Genomic DNA, 17,591 nt, shown 5'->3' with positions numbered 1-17,591 from the left:
GGCAAGACAATGACGAACAGAAGTTGACTTTAATCAATCGATTGATTAAACTGTGCTCATGATCAAACTACCTGAGCCCAAAATTCTTCGCCGCGAGCCCGCCGAGATGACGCGCGCGGCCCTTGTCCAGGCGGCGCTGAAGCTGTTCGGAAGGCAGGGCTTCGATGGCACCTCGACGCGCGAGATCGCCGCCGAGGCACAAGCCAATATCGGCTCGATCGCCTATCATTTCGGCGGCAAGGAGGGTCTTCGCACGGCCGCCGCCGACTTTATCGTCGAGACCATCCAGACGGTCGCCGGCCCGGCGCTCGGCAACGCGCAGGCGACCGCGCCGGTCGGTCCCGAGGCAGCGCAGGCGCAGCTCTTCGCGGCGCTGGAGCGGATGGTCGGCTTTGTCGTGGCCAGCCCGCAGGCCGGCGAGATCGTGCAGTTCCTGTTGCGTGAGCTTTCGCATCCGACGGCAGCCCTCGACCGCATCTATGACGGCGTCTTCGAGCCGACGCATCGCCGGCTGTGCCAGCTCTGGGAACAGGCGACCGGCGAGCCCGCCGAAAGCGAGGCCACAAGGCTCACCGTGTTCACGCTGATTGGCCAGGTCATCTATTTCCGCATCGGCCGCGAGGCGGTGATGCGCCGCATGGGCTGGAAAGACATCGGCGCCGCCGAGGCGGCCAAGGTGGTGGCGGTCACATCGGGTAATCTCAAGGCCATATTGGCTTTCAGAAAGAGCAAAGCATGAAGGGGCAAAGACCATGAGCTTTCTGTGTTCGCTGCCGCTCGCCGCGCAGCTCTTCTCGGCCTGTGCCCCGGCTGCCCCGCTGGCCGTCGGCTATGTCGAAGGCGACTATGTGCTGCTGGCGCCGATCGAGGTGGCGCAGGTCGAGACCGTCACGGTGAAGCGCGGCGACCGTGTGGTGCCTGGCACGACCGTGGTGACGCTGGAAAGTGCCGATGCCAAGATCGCGGTTGCGCAGGCGCAGGCCGGCCTTGCCCAGGCCCAGGCGCAGTTGGCCGACCTGCAGATCGGCAAGCGGCCGGAAGAGATCGCCGTGCTGAAGGCCGAGGTCGACATGGCCAGCGCCCAGGCCGCCGACGCCAAGCGCAAATACGACCGCGCCGCCGATCTGTTCAAGCGCGGCGCCGGCACGCAGGCCGATTTCGACACCGCGTCGGCCACGCTCGAGACGGCCAATGCGCAGGTCGGCCAGGCCAATGCCAATCTCGCCGTCGGCGGCCTGCCGGCACGGCCCGAAACGATCAAGGCCGCCGACAATCAGGTCAAGCAGGCGCAGGCCGCGTTGGAGCAGGCGCAGTGGCGGCTGTCGAAACGGGTGCTGGCGGCGCCTTCGCCGGGCCGCGTCAACGATGTCATCCGCAATCCGGGCGACACATCAGGTCCGACCGCGCCGGTCATCTCGATCCTGCCCGACGGCGCGGTGAAGCTCAGCGTCTACATTCCAGAGAGCGCTTTCTCCTCGGTCAAGGTCGGCACCTTGCTCGGCGTCCATTGCGACGGCTGCGGCCCGGATGTGAAGGCGCGCGTCAGCTATGTCTCGCCGGATCCCGAGTTCACCCCGCCGGTGATCTACTCCCTGGAGAACCGGCAAAAGCTGGTCTACCTCGTCGAGGCGCGGCCGGAGGGCGATGCCGGCCCGCTGCAACCGGGCCAGATCGTCGATGTCGATCTGGCGGACAGCGCAAGATGAACGCCATCGACGTCCATGGCTTGGTCAAGCGTTTTGGCGACAAGACCGTCGTCGATCATGTGACGATGTCGGTCGCCGAGGGCGAGATCGTCGGCTTTCTCGGCCCCAACGGCTCGGGCAAGACCACCACCATCCGCATCATGTGCGGTCTGCTGACGCCGGACGAAGGCGAAGGCACGGTGCTCGGCTTCAACATCCGCACCGAGAGCCTGCGCATCAAGCGCGAAGTCGGCTACATGACGCAGAAATTCTCCTTCTACGAGGATCTGACGATCGGCGAGAATCTCGAATTCGTCGCGCGGCTCTACCGGCTGAAGCCGGTCGAAGAGCATGTGGCGCGCACGTTGGAGGACCTCGGCCTGACGTCGCGCCGCAACCAGCTGGCCGGCACCTTGTCGGGCGGCTGGAAGCAGCGGCTGGCGCTGGCCGCCTGCATCATGCACAAGCCGAAATTGCTGCTGCTCGACGAGCCTACGGCCGGTGTCGACCCGAAGGCTCGGCGCGAGTTCTGGGACGAGATCCATCGCCTCGCCAGCGGCGGGCTGACCGTGCTGGTCTCCACCCACTACATGGACGAAGCCGAGCGCTGCCACCGCATCAGCTACATCTCCTATGGCAAGATGCTGGCCACCGGCACTGTCGCCGAAGTGGTGAAAAATGCCGGGTTGACCACTTTCGTCCTCCAGGGCCCGCGGCTCGATCAGATCGCCGAAGCGCTGCAGGGCCGCGCCGGCGTCGACCAGGTGGCGCCGTTCGGCGCGACGCTGCATGTCGTCGGCTCTGACAAGAAGAAGCTCGAAGCCGCGCTCGCCGATGTCGAGAGAGAGCACAAGGGCGTGAAAGTTTCGCCCGGCGAAACCAGCCTCGAGGACGTCTTCATCCAGTTCATGTCCGGCTCGAAGGACAACATGGCATGAACAGCGTCTTTTCCTTCGCCCGGCTTGGCGCGCTGCTGATCAAGGAATTCATCCAGATGCGGCGCGACCGCATCACCTTCGCCATGATGCTGGGCGTCCCGCTGATACAGTTGGTGCTTTTCGGCTACGCCATCAACAACGATCCGAAAAGCCTGCCGGCAGCACTCGTGGCGACGAGCAACGATCCCTACACGCGTGCCATTGTCGCGGCGCTGCAGACCACCGGCTACTACCGTTTCGACCATGTCGCACAAAGTGCCGCCGAGGCCGAGTTCCTGATATCGCGCGGCGACGTCGCCTTCGTCGTCACCATCCCCGCCGATTTTGCCAGGAGGGTGGAGAGCGGCAACAACCCGCAGATACTCATCGAGGCGGACGCCACCGACCCGGCGGTGGCCAGCGGCGCCATCTCGACGCTCGGCACCGTCGCCAGTCAGGCGCTGCTGAGGGCGCAAGGCACGCAGGAAGCCGCCGCCGAGGCCGCCAAGGGTCAGCTCGATGTCGTCGTACACCGGCGCTACAATCCCGAAGGCATCTCGCAATACAACATCGTGCCCGGCCTGCTCGGCGTCATCCTGCAGATGACCATGGTGATGATGACCTCGATCGCGCTGACGCGCGAGACCGAGCGCGGCACGATGGAAAACCTGCTGGCGATGCCGTCCAGCCCGCTCGAGATCATGATGGGCAAGGTGCTGCCCTATCTGGCGGTCGGCGGCGTGCAGATGGTGGTGGTGCTGGCGGCGGCGAAGCTTCTGTTCGCCATCCCCTTCACCGGATCGATGTCGCTGCTCCTGACCGCCGTGCTGATCTTCGTGCTGGCGCTGGTGCTGCTCGGCTATACGATTTCGACCATCGCCCGCACGCAGATGCAGGCCCTGCAACTGACCTTCTTCTTCTTCCTGCCGTCGATCATGCTGTCGGGTTTTATGTTCCCCTATCGCGGCATGCCGGACTGGGCGCAAATCTTCGGCGAGATCTTCCCGCTGACGCATTTCCTGCGCATCACCCGCGCCGTGATGCTGAAGGGCGCCGAACTGCCGGCGGTGGCAGACGAGATCGGCTGGCTGGTGGTGTTCGTGGCCTTGTTTGCCGGCGTGGCACTGGTAAGGTTCAGGCGCACGCTGGATTAGGCGCCGCACGACCTCCACAGTTTTGGTACCAGCCTTTGCGGCGTCGTCATCCTATGGTCTGCGCTGCGTCGCTTCGCTCCTTGCTCCGCCCGTGGATGACGAAGGGAGAAATGCTTCCGCCAATCTCCATGGTTTGTAACTGCCACTAACCGTTGAGCGATTTCGGGCCGCTGACAAACACGCTTCCCTTGACATAGAATCGCAGCAGGCGGTCCGCATCCTTCGAAATGCCGATCCTGACGCTCTGTCCGATTTCGCCGGCCTCGTCACTATCGCGTGCCAGCCATAGCGGGCCTTTGCGGCAAAGATCGAGCCCGTCGAGCGAACGATCGATCCGCAACGCCTGGGCCAGCCTTCCCGGTCCTCGCGCCAGGTCGCGCAAACGCTCGATGCCGCGATTGACCCGCATGATCGCAATGCCCTCGAGCGGCTCAAGCGCCCTGATCAGCACGCCGGTTCCGACCCCTGGCATCTCGCTCGAGACATTGAGCATGTAGGAGATGCCGTAGGAGAGATAGACATAGGCATGCCCAGCGTCGAGAAACAGCGAACGGTTGCGCGGGGTCATCCCCCGGTAACCGTGTCCGGCGGCGTCACCGGTCACATAGGCCTCGGTCTCGACGATGCGGCCGCTGGCGATGCCTTCGGGCAGTTCGCGCACCACGATCTTGCCGATGAGGGTGCGGGCAAGGGATGCCGTATCGTCGGGCAGCTCGGAACGCGTGAGCGGGCGGTAGATGATCATGCTCAGCGCGGCGACGATTTGGCGGCGGGCGAGGAGTGATCCAAGGCGGAGCCTGTCGCCAGATACTCCATATCAGGTCCCCTTGGACATCGCCGTCTCAAGCCGCCGCCATGATCCCGGCATAAGTGCCGAAATCGACATTGCCGCCGGACAGCACCACGGCAACGCATTTGCCCGACAGTTCGATCTCGCCCGATGACAGTGCTGCCAGCGCCACGCAGCCGCCGGGCTCGACCACCAGCTTGAGATAGGCCATGGCGTCGCGCATCGCCTGAGCCGCCGCCTGGTCCGAGACGGCGATGCCACCGGTGAGGTTCCTGCGGTTGATCTCGAAGGTGATCACGCCAGGCTCGGCGGTTAGCAGCGCGTCGCAGATCGAGGCGTAGCCGGGCTCGTTCGAAACCCTGGCACCGGCGGCCAGCGACCGGCGGGTGTCGTCGAAATGCTCGGGCTCCACAGCCCAGACCGCGGTGTCAGGCGAGGCGTCTTTGACCGCAATCGAAATGCCGCTGGTCAGGCCGCCGCCGCCGCAGGGAACGACCACCGCGTCGAGGTCGACGCCAAGTGTTTTTGCCTGGCGCATCAATTCGAGGCCGATCGTGCCCTGGCCGGCAATGATGGCCGGATCGTCGAAAGGCGGCACCAGCACCATGCCTCTCTCCATGTAAGGACGGATCACGGTCATGCGGTCGTCGCGAAAGCGGTCGAACGGGACCACCTCCGCGCCCATCTTGCGCACGTTGGCGATCTTCATCGCCGGCGCGTCCGAAGGCATGGCGATCACCGCCCTGACGCCGAACATCGCGGCCGAAGCGGCGACGCCTTGCGCATGATTGCCCGACGAGAAAGCGACGACACCTTGGCTGCGTTCCGCCTCGCCGAGCGACGACAGCTTGTTGTAGGCGCCGCGGAATTTGAACGAGCCGGTACGCTGCAGCGTCTCCGGCTTGAACAGGATGCGGCCGCCGAAGCGCTTGTTCAGCTCCTGCGATTCGAGCAACGGGGTTTCGACGATCAGGCCGGAGAGACGCGCGGCGGCGGCGTGGATGTCGGCGATGCCGGGAGGGGTGGTCATGGCGGGTCCTGCGGAAACATGTTGCCCTTCATGATGCCCGCAAAGGGAGGCGGCGCACCAATGAAAAAATGTGACCGTTACAAAGTTTGGCGGGTCATGAACGGCGCTTGCGCCGCCCCTCACCTGCCTGCCGGCATCCTCTCCCCGTATAGTGACGGGGAGAGGGGCCTTCATCAACGGTTTCGCCAATCACTAGCGTTGCAGGAAGAGTGCCGAGGTTGCGGCCGGCGTCTTTCTCCCCGTTCTACGGGGAGAAATGCCCGGCAGGGCAATGAGGGGCGGCGCCGAGATGGGCAGTTAACTCCCTACTTATCCAAGCAACGTCCTCTGCCTCTTGCTCCCACCCAGCTTGCGCCAGTTGTTGAACCGGTGGCTGGCGGCGGCAAAGGAGATTTTCATCTGCTGGGCGACCGAGTAGCGCGACTTGCCCTCGTCGAACATGCGGTAGCAGCACTCGGCGCCTTCCTCGGTCAGTTTGCCATCCGGCCCCTTGTTGTGCGGATTGGCGGGGTCGAATTTCTCGACCTGCTGTTCGACCAGGCCCTTCAGGCGCTGCAGGTCGGCCTCGATGCTGGCGATGAGATCGAGAACGGGCTTTGGGTCATAGTGATGCGGAGGCTGTTTTGCCGTCATCTGCCGGTTCCTTGTTCTGGTTAGGTAAATTATATAGGTGAACATTCACTGATAATGAAGGGCCAGCCCGGCTTACGAGCTTCAACAATTCTTGACCGCGACCGAGCGCAATTGACCGGAGGCGCTCAAAACCCTAGTTTAGAACTATTCTAAACTAGGGTGAATTCCTCATGCTTTCCCGTGTTTTCGGCTTCGGCCGCCGTCCCTTCGAATCGCTCTCCGAACAGGAGATCCTGGCGCTGGCCATTTCGTCCGAGGAGGATGATGGACGCATCTACCGGGCCTATGCCGATGGCCTGACGGAAAACTTCCCGCAATCGGCAAAAGTGTTCGAGGAGATGGCCGAGGAAGAGGATGGCCATCGCGATGCGCTGATCGAGCTTTTCCGCAAACGGTTCGGCGAGCGCATACCGCTGATCCGGCGCGAACATGTGAAGGGCTATTACGAGCGCAAGCCCGACTGGCTGGTCCGGCCGCTCGGCATCGAGCACGTCCGCAGCCAGGCCGAGGCGATGGAGCGGCAAGCCTACCTTTTTTATGTCGAGGCGGCCAAGCGCACGGCGGATGCCTCGACGCGAAAACTGCTCGACGATCTGGCGGTGGCCGAACTGGGCCATGAGACCCTGGCGCAGCGTCTGGAGCAGAAACATGTGCCGGGCGAAGTGAAGGATGAAGAGACCGCCGCCGAGCAGCGCCAGTTCATCCTCACCTATGTGCAACCAGGGCTGGCCGGGCTGATGGACGGATCGGTGTCCACTCTGGCGCCGATCTTTGCCGCCGCCTTCGCCACGCATGACACCTGGCAGACGCTGTTGGTTGGGCTTGCCGCCTCGATCGGCGCCGGCATTTCGATGGGCTTCACCGAAGTCGCTTCAGATGACGGCAAGCTGTCGGGGCGCGGCTCGCCGATCAAGCGCGGTTTGACCGTCGGCATCATGACGACGCTGGGTGGTCTCGGACACGCACTCCCCTATCTCATTCCGCATTTCTGGACGGCGACCGGGGTTGCCGCGGTGGTGGTGTTCTTCGAACTGTGGGCGATTGCCTTCGTGCAGAACCGCTACATGCAGACGCCCTTCCTGCGTGCCGCCTTCCAGGTGGTGCTGGGCGGCGCGCTGGTATTCGCGGCCGGCGTGCTGATCGGCAATGCTTGAGTAGCCTCAGTCACCCATTCACCGCCCGGCTATCCGCTGGCGCCTCATCCCTCTCCGTCAGCCCATAATCCCTCACCACATGGGCGATGCGCAGTCGGTAGCCGGCAAAGATGCCGCCACGACCGGCCTGCTGCGCCTGCCGGTGTTCTTCGGTGCTGCGCCAGGCCTTGACCGCTTCCTCGTCGCGCCAGAACGACAGCGACAGGACGCGGTTCGGATCGGCCAGGCTCTGGAAGCGCTCGATCGACAGAAAGCCGTCGATGCCGTCGAGCAGCGGCCGCAGATCGGCGGCGATGCTCAGATATGCATCGCGCCTGCCCGCCGCCGGCTCGACCTCGAAGATGACGGCAATCACGGCAGCACCAGTTTCGCGTGCGGGCCCGAGACGTGCTTCAGGAACATGCGGTCCTCCTTGAGGATGAATCTTTCACGCTTGGCAAACTCGTAGTTTGCCTTGCCGGCGGGATCGGCGGCAAGTCGCGCGCGGTAGGCCTCATAGGCCGCCAGGCTGTCGATGTTGTAGGCGGCATAGGCCGTTGTCGCCGAGCCTTCATGAGGCGCGTAATAACCGATCAAATCGGCGCCGCAGCGTGGAATGGCCTGGCCCCAGTTGCGGGCGTACTCCTCGAAGGCCGCCTTGCCGAACGGGTCGATCTCATAGCGGATGAAGCAAGTGATGGTCATTGTGGTCTCCTCGGGATTGCGTCAATAGTTCGAGCCGCATCGAAACGTCCTGCCGCCCGGCCTGCTAGGGCTGCCAGAAGGATTTCGCGCATTCGCGGCGCACGTCTTGCCGTGTAAGGCCAAGATCGCGCAGCTGATGATCGTCGATCTCGGCAAGGTCGAGGCGCTGCAGATGACGGTCATACCAGCGGGCCAGCAGCCGCGAACGCAACCAGGTGACGAACGGGAACGATTGTCGGCTGGGGAGCGCCGAGGGGAAAGCGGTTCGTGCGGTCATCGTCGTCTCCTTGATCTCACCGGAGAATAGTGGTTATCTGACAGGGATGCTTCGATGAGGAACGAACTATGCGAGAAGGCCCCGACATCGCCCGCATCGCCAGCCTGGTCGGCGACCCGGCACGGGCAAACATGCTGAATGCCCTGATGGGCGGCACGGCGCTGACGGCGAGCGAACTGGCGCTCGAGGCCGGCGTTTCGCTGCCGACCGCCAGCTCGCACCTGGGCAAACTGATGGAAGGTGGGCTGCTCACGGTGGCGAGCCAAGGCCGGCATCGCTATTACGGCCTCGCCGGACCGCAGGTGGCGGGCATGATCGAAGCCATCACAGGCGTCGCGGAAGCCGTCGGTCCAAAGCGTGTGCGCCCGGGTCCGCGCGATGGCGCCATGCGCGTGGCGCGCGTCTGCTACGATCACCTCGCCGGCGAGCAGGCGGTGGCGATGCTCGATCGGCTCGTCGCCAAGAACGTACTGGTCCGCGACGAGCAGGAGATCAGGCTCGGGCCATCGGCGGCTTCGCATTTCGCTGCGATAGGCATCGACGTCTACACCAAGCCGCGACGGCCGGTGTGCCGCGCTTGCCTCGACTGGAGCGTGCGGCGCTCACACCTCGCCGGCACGCTGGGCGCCGCCATCCTCGACAAGATCCTTGCCGAGAAATGGGCGCGCCGCGAGAAGGACAGCCGCGCGGTGATCTTCTCGCCGCCGGGCAAGCAGGCGTTTGAGAGGGCGTTTTTGAGCTGATGGTGGTGGGCTCGCCCACACCTTCGTCATCCTAGGGTCTGCGCCGCGTCGCTTCGCTCCTTGCTTCGCCCTAGGATGACGAAATCACGAGGATCACCCCCGCTTCAACACCTTCCCCCGCCCGAAAAAATCCGCCCACGGATCGGCTTTCGCCAGCTGCTTCAGCGTCGTCTTGTCGCCGATCGGGAAAGCGTTCGGCGCCAGCCCGGCCTCGATCTCGGCCCAGGTCACCGGCATCGACACGGTGGCGCCCTTCTTGGCGCGTGACGAATAGGGCGCGACCGTCGTCGAGCCCCTGCCGTTGCGCAGATAGTCGACGAAGATCTTTCCGGTGCGCGCTTTTTTCGACAGCGTCGCCGTGTAGCGGTCGGGGGCACCCTGCTCCAGCGCCCTGGCGAAATCATGGGCGAAGGTTTTGACCTCCTCCCAATCCGCCGCTGGTCTCAGCGGCACCATGACGTGAAAGCCCTTGCCGCCCGACGTCTTGACGAAGTTCGGCAGCGACAGCTCGTCGAGCTTGCCCCTGATATCAAGTGCCGCCTCGCGGACCGCCTTCACGTCGACACCTTCATCGGGATCGAGATCGAAGATGATCTGGTCGGGCTTTTCGATCTCATCGATCGTGCACCCCCAAATGTGGATCTCGACCACGCCATACTGGACCAGTGCGGCAACACCATCGAAATCCCGGATGTACAGGATCTCCTCGCCGTCACTAGGGTCCTTCATGCGGGCGATCTTGTCGCTCATGCCGGCCGAGGCATGTTTCTGGAAGAAACGCTGGCCGCCGACACCGTCCGGCGCCCGCACCAAGCTGAGCGGCCGGTTGACGACAAACTGTTCCATGCGCGGCCAAACCTGCGCGTAATGGTCCAGCAGGCCCCGCTTGGAGATGTTTTCGTCCGGCCACAGCAGCTTGTCGGGATGCGAGAGTTTTACCGTGGTCGTCATCGATCTAGCGGCTTTGCCACCCGGTGCCGGCTTGGCCGTGCTCTCGCCTGTCGATGGCTTGCCTGTCGACGCTTTAGGCTTTTCCTGCACGACTTCCTCCGCCGCCTTGTCCTCGCGCAATCCCTGGAACGAGGCGTGGCGTATTATACGGTCCGAGGTCCAGCTGCGAAACTCCACTTCGCCGACAAGCTCGGGCTTGACCCAGACCAGGCCCTTTCCCTTCGGCACGGCGGTGGAGAAGGGCGATGTTTTTGCCGTCAATGCATCGAGTTTTGCCTTCAGCTCATTGGCGCCCTTGCCCGAAAAACCGGTGCCGACGCGGCCGGCATAATGCAGCTTGCCGCCCTCGTGGAAGCCGACGAGGATCGAGCGCAGTCCGCGCCCGGTCTTGTCGGACGGCAGGTAGCCGCCGATCACGAATTCCTGCCGCGCCGTGCATTTCGATTTGACCCAGGTCGGGCCGCGGCCGCTGCGGTAGGGTGCATCGGCACGCTTGGAGACGACGCCTTCCAGGCCCATGCGGCAGGCATGCTCCAGCATGATCTTGCCAGGTTCGGCGAAATGGTCGCTGAAGCGGACCGCGGGATTGTCGGACTGTTCGCCGAGCAGCTCCTGCAAGGCCTGCTTGCGCTCGACCAGCGGCTCGCGGCGCAAATCCCTTCCGTCGAGGCGCATCAGGTCGAACACGTAATAGATGAACCGATGCGTCCGCTTCGCCGATAGGTCCTGCTGCAGCAGCGCGAAGGAGGAAACGCCGCTGTCGGCGAGCACGACCACCTCGCCATCGATGATGGCGTCGCTGCACTTCAGCCCGGCCAGCTCCGCCACGATCTCGTTGCCGAATTTCTTCGTCCAGTCGAGGCCGGTCCGGGTCAGCAGCCGCACATCGGTGCCGGCTATCTGCGCCTGCATGCGATAGCCGTCGAACTTCACCTCATGCAGCCAGTCCTTGCCCGGCGGTGCATCGCGCTCCAGCGTGGCCAGCTGCGGCTCGATGAAGTCGAGGCGTTTGCCGGGTTTCGCTTTGCCGGCGGCCGGCTTGTTGGAATGCCATACTTTCGGCTTCTCACCCTTTGCGGACTTGCCCTCGCCGACCTCCTCGATGGTCAGGCCGGACTTCACCGATTCTGGCGCCTCCTTGAGAATATCCTCGCCAGGACGCGCTGCGGCATCGTCCGACTTGATCAGCAGCCAGTTGTCGCGTTTTTCACCCGCACGCGGCTTCAGCCGCACCAGATGCCATGCCCCATGCAGCTTGTGGCCCTCAAGCTCAAAGCTGATATGGCCCTTCTTCATCGCCTTGGCCGGGTCGATCTCGGGGGTCCAGGTGCCCTCGTCCCAAACGATGACCGAACCGCCGCCATATTCGCCCTTGGGAATGGTGCCCTCGAACGGCGCATAGTCGATCGGGTGGTCCTCGACATGCACGGCGAGCCGCTTCTCATGCGGGTCGAGGCTCGGGCCGCGCGTCACCGCCCAGCTCCACAGCACGCCGTCATGCTCAAGCCGCAGGTCGTAATGCAGCCGCGTCGCGGCATGCTTGTGGATGACGAAGATGCCGCCGGCCTCGCCCTTCTTGGCCAGGGCAACCTTGCCGGCCGGTTCGGCGGTCTTCTTGAAATCGCGCTTGGAATGATATTGTTCGAGGCTGGCCATCCGTTGGGTTCCTCAGGCCGATTTGCGTTTGGGCGCGCTGCCTTTCGGCTTGGCACGTTTGGCCGCCGGCTTGGCTTTCGCCGACGAAGGCTTTTTCGATGACCCGGAGTCCGACAGGCTCTTCTTCAGCGCGTCGAACAGATTGACGACATTGGAAGGTTTGGGCGCCGCTTTGGCCTTCGGCGCCCTGTGGCCGGCCTTCTTGGCGCGGATCAGCTCCAGCAGCGCCTCCTCGTATTTGTCGTCGAATTTCGAGGGGTCGAACTTCGTCTTCTTCTTGTCGATGATCAACTCGGCGAGGTCGGTCATCTCCTGATCGGTCTTCACGGACTCGATGTCGCCGAACACAGTTTCCGGTTGGCGCACCGTGTTGTCGTAGCGCAAGGTCGTCAGCACCATCCCTTTGCCGAGCGGCTCGATAACCACCGGCCGTTCGCGTCGGTAGAGCACGATACGCGCCAACCCGGCCATCTTCTTGCCCGCCATCGCATCCCGGATGACGGCGAACGCCTCTTCCGACACCTTGTCGGCCGGGGCGACATAATAGGGCGTATCGAGATAGATCTGCTGGATCGAAGCTTTGTCGACGAAACCGTCCAGCGCCATCGTGTGCGAGGATTCGATCTGTACCGCCTCGATCTCGTCCTCCTCGATATGGATGAAATCGCCATCGTCGAGTTCATAGCCCTTGACCTCCTCATCCTCCTCCAGCGGCTTGCCGGTTTCGGCATCGACATAGAGCCGCTTCACCGTGTTGCCGGTCTTGCGGTTGAGAATGCGAAACGAGACCCGCTCCGTGTGGGTGACGACATTGGTCAGTTCGACGGCACAGGTGACCAGCGATAGCTTCAGATAGCCCTTCCAGGCCGGACGCGGCGCCATGAGCTCTTCCCTTCCAGAACGAGATGAAGGTGAGAACGGACAGACCGCGCTCCAGTTCCGCGCTCACGCGCCGATCTGGATGCCGAGGGCCACCCGTGGCGTTCTGGCCGCCAGCACGGAAATTTCGCGAGCGCGGCAAAAGTTGAAACAGAACCGCGCACGGGCGACATTCAAACGAAACATATGTGATGCAAAAGTCACATTGACCGGAATGCCGACCAACTGCACCGAAAGACCCCGAATCAGCCGCATTCCAGCCACGAAGCGAGGCATTTTCGACCAGATATTAACATCACGTTCACCGACTATTCACGCCTCGACGCTATGATGACCGCAATTCGGAAGGGACATCCGAAAATCGGGACAGGGACCAGGGTAATGAACTTCCTCGCGCACCTCATCGGCTATGCCGCCGCAATCCGCGAATTCATCGCGCCGACTTATCGGCCCGAGCGCTATTACATGCGCGGCCCCGGCCCGGCCTGCGCCCGTCGCGGCAACTCGCTGGGCGCGCACTGATCATGGCTTTCGAAAATCGCCACGACAGCCGGATCTGCAGGCCCGCCGCCTCTACCCGCGCCACCACCTATCGCGCCGAGCGTCCCGCTCTCGCCGACAGGCGCCGTGCGACAACGCCAGGGCTTTGATACCGACGCTGGCCGGCTTAGTGTCGTAGGACACGAGCAGCCGAGGCCAGCTTGACCGACCATTCCCAACCCAGTCGACCCAAGTCAAACCGTCCCTCTGGAACAACTCTCGACGCACGCTATCCATTGATCGTTTTCGATGGCGTCTGCGTGCTCTGCTCTGGCTTCGTGCGCATGGTGGTCAGGCTCGACCGCCAAGGCCGTTTCCGCTTCGCCACCGCGCAGTCGCCCTTCGGTGAAACGCTGTTCCGGAAGCATGGACTGCGCACGGACTCTTACGAAACCAATCTCGTCCTGATCGACGGCGTCGCCTTCACGCGGCTTGACAGCTTCGTCGCCGTCATGGCGGAACTCGGCTGGCCCTGGCGGGCGGCAAAAACACTGCTGCTGCTGCCGCGCCCGCTGCGTGGTTGGCTCTACGATCGCATCGCCAAGAACCGCTACGCCCTGTTCGGCAAGAAGGACAGCTGCGAGATCCCCGCACCCGAGCTGCGGGAACGGTTCCTTGGCTAGAAAACGTGGCTATGGGGAGCAGCGCTTGAAGCGTCTCATCGTCGACGTTGACGCTTCTGGCGCCCGCATCGTCCATTCGTTCGAAGCTGCCGAGGGTAGCCGCTTCCACGTTCCCGGCGAGATTTCTCATCTGCTCAGAAGGCCGATCACGCGTTATCGTGGTTGGCCGGTGCCATCCGGCCCGCATGGCTCAAGCACGATCGGTCTGCCTGCAGTCTTGCCGAGCTCCCTGCAGCCCTGAGCCGTGCACAGCGTCCACCCGTCACCGGTCGCGCCGGAGGCGGCCAGCACGACGCGCCGCTGCGGGCCGACATCAGGCGCATAGATCCACCAGCCGTCGCGCAGCACCGCGCCTTCCGGGGGCTCCATGCCGGCACCCGAACCCTCGATCCGGGCTTCGACCACCTGCAGGCCGGAAGGCGTGATCTTCCAGTCCTCCTCCCACCGCGTCCGTTCCACCGAATGCGTCCAGGACAGCGTGAAGGCGGCAACGGAGAGCGTCACCGTCTTGCCGGCGGCCACGATGCACAGGCTCATGCTTTGGCGGCCTGCCGTGAGCGAAAATAGTGCCAGCCGATCCAGGCCAGCGCCAGCACCCAGCCGGCCTCGTCGGTGAGCGGCACCGCAGCGACCAGAAGCACGCCGGCCGCGAAGGCGATGAGCCGTTCCCACAACGCCATGCGGCGGGCGAGAAAGCCGACGGCGGCGGCACCCCACAACACGATGCCCATGCACGCCTTGGCGACGATGTATGCGACCTCGACGGGATAGCCGAACTGGGCGGCGATTGGCCCGGCGTCCTGCAGCATCAGCGCCGGCGTATAGACCGCCATGAACGGCACGACGAAGCCGGCAATGGCGAGCTTGGTCGCCTGGATGCCGATCTTGAGGCCGCTTTCCCTAGCCATCGGTGCGGCGGCAAACGCGGCCAGTGCCACCGGCGGCGTCAGATCGGCCATGATGCCGAAATAGAACACGAACATGTGGCTGACCAGCAGCGGCACGCCGAGTTCCAGCAGCGCCGGCCCGGCCAGCGACGAGGTGATGATGTAGTTGGGGATGGTCGGGATGCCCATGCCGAGCACCAGGCAGGTGACCATGGTCAACACCAGCGACAGGAACAGATTGTCCTGGCCGATCGAGATGATCCAGCCGATGAAGGTCGAGGCGATGCCGGTGAGCGTCAGCGTGCCGATGACGATGCCGACGATGGCGCAGGCAATGCCGACCGGCAGCGCGTTCTTGGCGCCTTCGGCAAGCGAGTCGACGCAGATTTGCAACGTCTCGCGGCCGCCCTTGAACGTGAAGCAGGCGACGACCAGTGCGGCGATCACCAGGCCGAGGAGGTTGACGCCGAACTTCATGAACGAAGCGGCGGCAAGCCCGAGCGCGATCCAGAAGACGATGCGGAAGGCGAGCGGTCCGATCGCCGCCGCCAGCGGCGTGCCGAGGATGAGCACGATGGTCAGCGCCAGGCCCATCGTGCCGGCGAAGATCGGCGTGTAGCCGGCCAACAGCAGATAGATCAGCGCTGCCAGCGGCAGCACCAGCGGCCAGTGTTGCCGCACCGCGTCCCACGGGTTGGGCAGCTCGGCCTTGGCCATGCCGTGCAGGCCGGCCTTGCCGGCTTCCAGATGCACCTGCCAGAAGCAGGCGCCGAAATAGAGCAGCGCCGGGATGATCGCCGCCTTGACCACTTCGGCATAAGGCACGTTCAGCGTCTCGGCCATGATGAAGGCGACCGCGCCCATCACCGGCGGCATGATCTGGCCGCCCATCGAGGAGGTCGCCTCGACGGCGCCGGCAAAGGCCGAGCGGAAGCCGAAGCGCTTCATCAGCGGGATGGTGAACTGGCCGCTGGCCACCACATTGGCGACGCCCGAGCCGGAAATGGTGCCCATCAGCGCCGACGACAGCACGCAGACCTGCGCCGGGCCGCCGCGCCATGTGCCGACAAGGCCGAGCGCGAAATCGTTGAACAGCGCGATCATGCCGGCACGTTCGAGGAAGGCGGCAAAGACGACGAAGATGAAGATGTAGGCGGCCGAGACATAGATCGGCGTGCCGTAGATGCCTTCGGTGCCGTAGGCGAAGGTGTCGACGAGCTGGGCGAAATCATAGCCGCGATGGATGAGCGGCGGCGGCAAATGGTTGCCGACGAAGCAATAGGCGAGGAAGATGAAGGCGATGACCGCCAGCGGCAGGCCCATCAGCCGCCGCGCGGCTTCGAAGACAAGCACCACCAGCACCGCGCCGACGATCAGATCGGGCGTGGTCAGGAAGCCGGAGCGCCGGATGAGGTCGGTGTAGAACACCCAATTGTACAGGCCGGTGCCGAAGCCGAGCGCCCCGAGCGTCCAGAACGCGGCTTTCGCCGGCAGGCTCTTGGCGCGCAGATTGGCAATCAGGCCAAAGCCAAGCAGCAGCAGGAAGCCGACATGCATGGCCCGCACCACCTGGCTCGGAATGCTGCCATAGGCGGCGACATAAATCTGGAACACGGAAAAGGCGACGGCGATGAGAAAGGCGGCCTTGCCGGCGATGCCGTCGCCGAAGCCTGGCGGCAGGCCTTCGACCTGCTCTTCGACGACAGGAAGATGGAAGGTGGCGGATTTGCCGTCGGGTATTGTTCCAGACGTTGCTTCGCTCATCCGACGGTCTCCAAAAGGAGCGAAGTGTAGTGCGTGGCGCCCCCCTCTGCCCTGCCGGGCATCTCCCCCTCAAGGGAGGAGATCAGCAGCGTTGGTGTCTGCGCACGTCCTGCAACGTTAGCGATTGGCGAAGGGTGTGGTGACGTCCAATCTCCCCCCTTGAGGGGGAGATGCCCGGCAGGGCAGAGGGGGGCGCCTGGCGAAGACATGTCAGGTTGCCACGCGTCTTACTTCAACAGCCCCTTCTCCTTGTAATAACGCTCGGCACCGGGGTGCAGCGGCACCGGCATGCCGTCGAGCGCCTTGGCCGGGTCGATCGCCTTGGCAGCGGCATGCGCCGCGGCAAGCTGGTCGAGATGGTCGAATATCAGCTTGGTCAACTGGTAGGCGGTCTCGTCGGAGACATCGGCGCGGGTGATGAGGAAATTGCCGACGGCGGCGGTCGCGACATCCTCGCTCTGGCCCTCATAGGTGCCCTTGGGAATGACCACCGAAAGATAGGGCGAGCCGATTTTGGCGACATCCTCGGCCGGCACCGCCACGACATTGATCGGCACCGAGGTGGCGAGGTCGCGGATCGAGGCGACGCCGAGCCCGGCCGATTGCAGCGTGGCGTCGAGCTGCCGGTTCTTGATCAGCTCGACCGATTCGGCGAAGGGCAGATACTCGACCCGGCCGAGATCCTCATATTTCAGCCCGGCGGCGGCGAAGATGGCGCGGGCGTTGAGCTCGGTGCCGGACGCAGGCGCGCCGACCGACAGGCTCTTGCCCTTGAGGTCGGCCAGCGTCTTGATGCCGGATTCCTGGCTGGCGACGATCTGGATATAATTGGGATAGATGGCGGCGATGCCGCGCAATTTATCGAGCTTGCCGGGGAAACCGGCCTCGGCATTGCCTTCGGCGGCCAGCTTGACGGAATCGCCCAGCGCAAAGGCGATCTCGCCCTTGCCTTGCTGCAACAGATTGAGGTTTTCGACCGAAGCCTTTGTCGCCTGTACCTGGGTGCGGGCGCCTTCGATGCCCTTGCCGTAGATTTCCGACAGCGCCACGCCGAGCGGATAATAGACGCCGGATGTGCCGCCGGTCAGCACATTGATGAATTCCTGCGCCCTGGCTGAGATGGTGCCCAGGCCAAGCGAGAGCGCCACGGCGCCGGCTGCAACGAATTTCGTTTTGAAATTGAACATCGGATCTCCTCCCTGAAAATATCGACGACCGCACCGC

20 protein-coding genes are annotated in these 17,591 nt (G+C 63.9%); 8 read left to right on the top strand and 12 right to left on the bottom strand.

Annotated features, from left to right (window positions below; translation table 11 throughout):
- The first annotated feature begins 58 nt into the window (after window positions 1-58).
- From EOA19_RS26675 to EOA19_RS26660, 4 genes are read left to right on the top strand one after another with little or no spacing between them, the layout of a single operon-like run.
- Window positions 59-739 (top strand): CerR family C-terminal domain-containing protein, encoded by a 681-nt coding sequence (locus EOA19_RS26675; RefSeq protein ID WP_128305303.1) that lies wholly within the window; start codon window positions 59-61, stop codon window positions 737-739.
- 13 nt (window positions 740-752) lie between these two features.
- Window positions 753-1,706 (top strand): HlyD family efflux transporter periplasmic adaptor subunit, encoded by a 954-nt coding sequence (locus EOA19_RS26670; protein ID WP_023813487.1) that lies wholly within the window; start codon window positions 753-755, stop codon window positions 1,704-1,706.
- Window positions 1,703-2,623, top strand: coding sequence for an ABC transporter ATP-binding protein (locus EOA19_RS26665; protein WP_023813488.1), 921 nt, complete (start codon window positions 1,703-1,705; stop codon window positions 2,621-2,623). Before EOA19_RS26670 ends, EOA19_RS26665 begins: the two co-directional genes overlap by 4 nt.
- On the top strand, window positions 2,620-3,756 hold the full coding sequence (locus EOA19_RS26660) for an ABC transporter permease (protein ID WP_023813489.1): 1,137 nt from the start codon (window positions 2,620-2,622) through the stop codon (window positions 3,754-3,756). The genes EOA19_RS26665 and EOA19_RS26660 overlap by 4 nt, the downstream gene beginning before the upstream one ends.
- 145 nt (window positions 3,757-3,901) lie before the next feature.
- Here the strand turns inward: EOA19_RS26660 and EOA19_RS26655 are convergent, their stop codons facing one another.
- The 3 genes from EOA19_RS26655 to EOA19_RS26640 all read right to left on the bottom strand — a co-directional run bounded on the left by EOA19_RS26655 (window position 3,902) and on the right by EOA19_RS26640 (window position 6,209).
- The gene (locus EOA19_RS26655; protein ID WP_128305302.1) at window positions 3,902-4,501 is read right to left on the bottom strand and encodes a DNA-3-methyladenine glycosylase; all 600 of its coding nucleotides are present in this window, start codon (window positions 4,499-4,501) and stop codon (window positions 3,902-3,904) included.
- Window positions 4,502-4,598: 97 nt separating this feature from the next.
- The gene (locus EOA19_RS26650; RefSeq protein ID WP_023813491.1) at window positions 4,599-5,576 is read right to left on the bottom strand and encodes a threonine/serine dehydratase; all 978 of its coding nucleotides are present in this window, start codon (window positions 5,574-5,576) and stop codon (window positions 4,599-4,601) included.
- Window positions 5,577-5,885: 309 nt separating this feature from the next.
- Entirely contained in the window at window positions 5,886-6,209 is a 324-nt protein-coding gene (locus EOA19_RS26640; protein ID WP_128305301.1) for a hypothetical protein, read from the bottom strand.
- Between the two features lie 170 nt (window positions 6,210-6,379).
- On the opposite strand from EOA19_RS26640, the gene mbfA reads away from it, so the two are divergent.
- Window positions 6,380-7,363, top strand: a complete 984-nt coding sequence (gene mbfA / locus EOA19_RS26635) for an iron exporter MbfA (RefSeq protein ID WP_128305300.1) — start codon at window positions 6,380-6,382, stop codon at window positions 7,361-7,363.
- A 10-nt stretch (window positions 7,364-7,373) separates the two neighbouring features.
- On the opposite strand, the gene EOA19_RS26630 is transcribed toward mbfA, so the two are convergent.
- From EOA19_RS26630 to EOA19_RS26620, 3 genes are all read right to left on the bottom strand, one after another.
- A complete protein-coding gene (locus tag EOA19_RS26630; protein WP_128305299.1) occupies window positions 7,374-7,718 on the bottom strand; it encodes an antibiotic biosynthesis monooxygenase in 345 nt (114 codons plus the stop codon).
- On the bottom strand, window positions 7,715-8,047 hold the full coding sequence (locus EOA19_RS26625; RefSeq protein WP_127261220.1) for an NIPSNAP family protein: 333 nt from the start codon (window positions 8,045-8,047) through the stop codon (window positions 7,715-7,717). Before EOA19_RS26625 ends, EOA19_RS26630 begins: the two co-directional genes overlap by 4 nt.
- 64 nt (window positions 8,048-8,111) lie before the next feature.
- Window positions 8,112-8,324, bottom strand: a complete 213-nt coding sequence (locus tag EOA19_RS26620; protein ID WP_128305298.1) for a DUF1127 domain-containing protein — start codon at window positions 8,322-8,324, stop codon at window positions 8,112-8,114.
- Window positions 8,325-8,392: 68 nt separating this feature from the next.
- On the opposite strand from EOA19_RS26620, the gene EOA19_RS26615 reads away from it, so the two are divergent.
- On the top strand, window positions 8,393-9,067 hold the full coding sequence (locus EOA19_RS26615) for a winged helix-turn-helix domain-containing protein (protein WP_128305297.1): 675 nt from the start codon (window positions 8,393-8,395) through the stop codon (window positions 9,065-9,067).
- Between the two features lie 93 nt (window positions 9,068-9,160).
- On the opposite strand, the gene ligD is transcribed toward EOA19_RS26615, so the two are convergent.
- The 3 genes from ligD to EOA19_RS35425 form a co-directional block, all read right to left on the bottom strand.
- Entirely contained in the window at window positions 9,161-11,674 is a 2,514-nt protein-coding gene (gene ligD / locus EOA19_RS26610) for a DNA ligase D (protein ID WP_128305296.1), read from the bottom strand.
- A gap of 12 nt (window positions 11,675-11,686) precedes the next feature.
- Entirely contained in the window at window positions 11,687-12,556 is an 870-nt protein-coding gene (locus EOA19_RS26605) for a Ku protein (protein ID WP_128305295.1), read from the bottom strand.
- Between the two features lie 63 nt (window positions 12,557-12,619).
- Window positions 12,620-12,784, bottom strand: a complete 165-nt coding sequence (locus EOA19_RS35425) for a hypothetical protein (RefSeq protein ID WP_164893053.1) — start codon at window positions 12,782-12,784, stop codon at window positions 12,620-12,622.
- Window positions 12,785-12,934: 150 nt separating this feature from the next.
- On the opposite strand from EOA19_RS35425, the gene EOA19_RS26600 reads away from it, so the two are divergent.
- The gene (locus EOA19_RS26600; protein ID WP_023813501.1) at window positions 12,935-13,075 is read left to right on the top strand and encodes a hypothetical protein; all 141 of its coding nucleotides are present in this window, start codon (window positions 12,935-12,937) and stop codon (window positions 13,073-13,075) included.
- Between the two features lie 254 nt (window positions 13,076-13,329).
- Complete coding sequence (locus tag EOA19_RS26595) at window positions 13,330-13,716, top strand: DCC1-like thiol-disulfide oxidoreductase family protein (protein ID WP_281040490.1); 387 nt, start codon at window positions 13,330-13,332, stop codon at window positions 13,714-13,716.
- A gap of 153 nt (window positions 13,717-13,869) precedes the next feature.
- On the opposite strand, the gene EOA19_RS26590 is transcribed toward EOA19_RS26595, so the two are convergent.
- The 3 genes from EOA19_RS26590 to EOA19_RS26575 all read right to left on the bottom strand — a co-directional run bounded on the left by EOA19_RS26590 (window position 13,870) and on the right by EOA19_RS26575 (window position 17,554).
- On the bottom strand, window positions 13,870-14,253 hold the full coding sequence (locus EOA19_RS26590) for a DUF1850 domain-containing protein (protein WP_128305293.1): 384 nt from the start codon (window positions 14,251-14,253) through the stop codon (window positions 13,870-13,872).
- Window positions 14,250-16,367 carry a TRAP transporter permease gene (locus EOA19_RS26585; protein WP_128305292.1) on the bottom strand — a complete coding sequence of 706 codons (2,118 nt, stop codon included), beginning with the start codon at window positions 16,365-16,367 and terminating at the stop codon, window positions 14,250-14,252. The genes EOA19_RS26590 and EOA19_RS26585 overlap by 4 nt, the downstream gene beginning before the upstream one ends.
- A gap of 227 nt (window positions 16,368-16,594) precedes the next feature.
- Window positions 16,595-17,554 (bottom strand): TAXI family TRAP transporter solute-binding subunit, encoded by a 960-nt coding sequence (locus EOA19_RS26575; protein ID WP_127297569.1) that lies wholly within the window; start codon window positions 17,552-17,554, stop codon window positions 16,595-16,597.
- Window positions 17,555-17,591: the final 37 nt, after the last annotated feature.

This window comes from Mesorhizobium sp. M7A.F.Ca.US.010.02.1.1 (genome assembly GCF_004023085.1).
Lineage (GTDB): Bacteria > Pseudomonadota > Alphaproteobacteria > Rhizobiales > Rhizobiaceae > Mesorhizobium.
This window is presented reverse-complemented; position numbering and strand designations above follow the sequence as displayed.